This window comes from Desulfofundulus sp. (assembly GCF_049701015.1).
Lineage (GTDB): Bacteria > Bacillota > Desulfotomaculia > Desulfotomaculales > Desulfovirgulaceae > Desulfofundulus.
This window is the reverse complement of record NZ_JBNATZ010000343.1, coordinates 1-2,187: the sequence shown is the minus strand read 5'-3', so window position 1 is coordinate 2,187 and position 2,187 is coordinate 1. Positions and strand designations below refer to the sequence as shown.

The window sequence follows — 2,187 nt, the reverse complement described above, 5'->3', positions numbered from 1 at the left end:
CGAGCCGGGTTTTGAAGCCGATGGTGAAGCAGGATCTGGAGAAGATAGCATCCGGTGTGAAGCTCGGGATGACGCTGTTTGAGCCGAAGGGGGACTTTGCTGACGACGTGGCACGTATGTGTGAAAAAATGGGGATACCGTGCACGTATGTGAATCCCTTGAGGGAGGATACAGCGGTGCTGAATCCTCTTGAAGGAGACGCCTACAGCGTGGCGGAGTCGGTACGGACAGTTTTGCGGAGCATATTCGGGAAGCAGGAAGCGTTTTTTGCGCACGTGCAGGAGACGGCGGCGCGGAACGTGATATTGATGCTGAAAGAACTCAGGGGGGACGACCTGACGCTGCTGGACGTGGTGCGGGCCTTGAGGGACCAGAAGGTGCTGAAGAACCTGGTCCAGGATCTGGAAAGGCAGATAGGTTCCAGTGACCTGGTGGATTACTTCCGGGCGGAAGTGCTGGGCGAGTTGCGGGAAAAGTTTTACCAGTTTGCGATGGGATTGAGGCAGCAGTTAGAGGACATATCTGGGAACCCGTTATTGAAGCGGGTACTGATAGGGAAGTCCAGTATAGACCTTGACGGGCACCTGGATAAAGGCGGTCACGTCCTGCTGGTGAACACGGCGATGGGGGAGCTTGGCCACCTGGGGGACGTGTTCGGGCAGTTTTTGATTATGCACTTCCAGAACGCTGTTTTTCGGCGGCCCGGCACGGAGTGGACCAGGACCCCGCACATTTTGTATATTGACGAGTTTCCGAGATATATCAACCCGGATTTTGAGAGGCTTTTAGCGATAGGCCGCTCATTCCGGTGCGCCTGTGTTCTGGCCCTTCAGGCACTATCGCAGTTGAAGCTGGAGGGGAACCCGCACTTTGTGGATGTTGTGCTGAATAACGCCCGCAACTGGGTGGTGTTCGGGGGGTTGAGCGCTGAAGAGGCCAAACGGTTTGAGAAGGAATTTGGTGCTGACAGGGTGGACAGAGTGAGCCGGACGTACAACGGGGTACCGGTAATTCCCGGCCTGCAGGTGCCCGAGCGGTCGAGCGTATCGGAATCATGGGAAGCCCGGTTCGACTTCACGTATATCAAAGAACTGCCCGCCAGGTATGTAATCTACCGCATAGTCCGCGACGGGAGCGTGCAGCCCCCGGCCCTGGGGGTAACCAGCAGGATTGACGAAAAAGGTGTGAGCGTCAACATTTTCCAGGCACTGTTCAAGCGGGAAGGGAGCAGGGCGGCCCCTGAGAGCGGATTAGCCGTTGAGGAATCCCCCGGGGAAAACGTCGCCCGGAAATTGTGGCCGGAAAAGGATCTCTTCGCCGGAACCCTCCAGGAAGGTTCTGAAAAAGCGGCCGACGCTGCCGGTCAAGAAAATATTCTTGAGCGGCAAGGTACGGCGGACAGCCCTGTCGTTTCTACCGGTGATGGGGACGCCTTTTTCGGAGGACTGAAACTTCCCGGTTGATTGGCATGCGCATACCGTTAAATATCCGCCCGTTAAGGCGGGTTTTCTTTTTTTAGGCCATTCCTGCGGGAGAAAGGGGGGTATCGTTAAAAAACCGCTGGCCTGGGGAAAGGAAAAAACAAAGGAGGCAAGAAGCATGAGTGAAGCATTTGAGCTGACTGAAACAGGAGATGGTACTCTCGAAATCCACGAAAGCCTCGATAATAGGGACTCTAAGAGCACCATGGTCAGTTACGTCGTGGAGCCGGGAAGCTCAGGTGAGGAAGAGCTTGATCAAGCGGGAGATATTAAGCTCGCACACACCGAAAACACCGGAGATGTCGATAATGCCGCTGAAACCCCAAAGACCCGGAAGAAAAGACCAGACCGTGAGCTGGACGAAAACTGGCTCAAAATTTACGCCAGCCGCCAGAACAGGGGCATAATCGAGGAACTGGTGGTCGGCATAGAGAAACATGACCTCTATGAAGAAACCATCCCCTGCCTGCGGGTGAACATCGGCAACGTCAAGGGACTGGTGCCCATTCAAGAGGCCGGTGTGGAAACCAGGGACGAACTGCGCCGCCTGGTCGGACAGAAACTTCCCTTCATCGTCATCGGAATCATGGAAGAGGCCAACCTTTGCCTGCTCTCCCACAAGGCCGCCGTTCAGCGCCTGGCTGCTCGCACCTGGAAGGAAATCAAGGAGGGGCAGGTTCGGGAGGCCAGGGTCACCCGGGTGGGC

At 56.0% G+C, this 2,187-nt stretch carries 2 protein-coding genes; both read left to right on the top strand.

Going from position 1 to position 2,187, the window contains the following annotated elements:
- Window positions 1-1,463: type IV secretory system conjugative DNA transfer family protein (locus ACPLUI_RS14145; RefSeq protein WP_424660884.1), on the top strand; the 1,463-nt coding region annotated here is incomplete at its 5' end.
- A 136-nt stretch (window positions 1,464-1,599) separates the two neighbouring features.
- Window positions 1,600-2,187: hypothetical protein (locus ACPLUI_RS14140; protein ID WP_424660883.1), on the top strand; the 588-nt coding region annotated here is incomplete at its 3' end.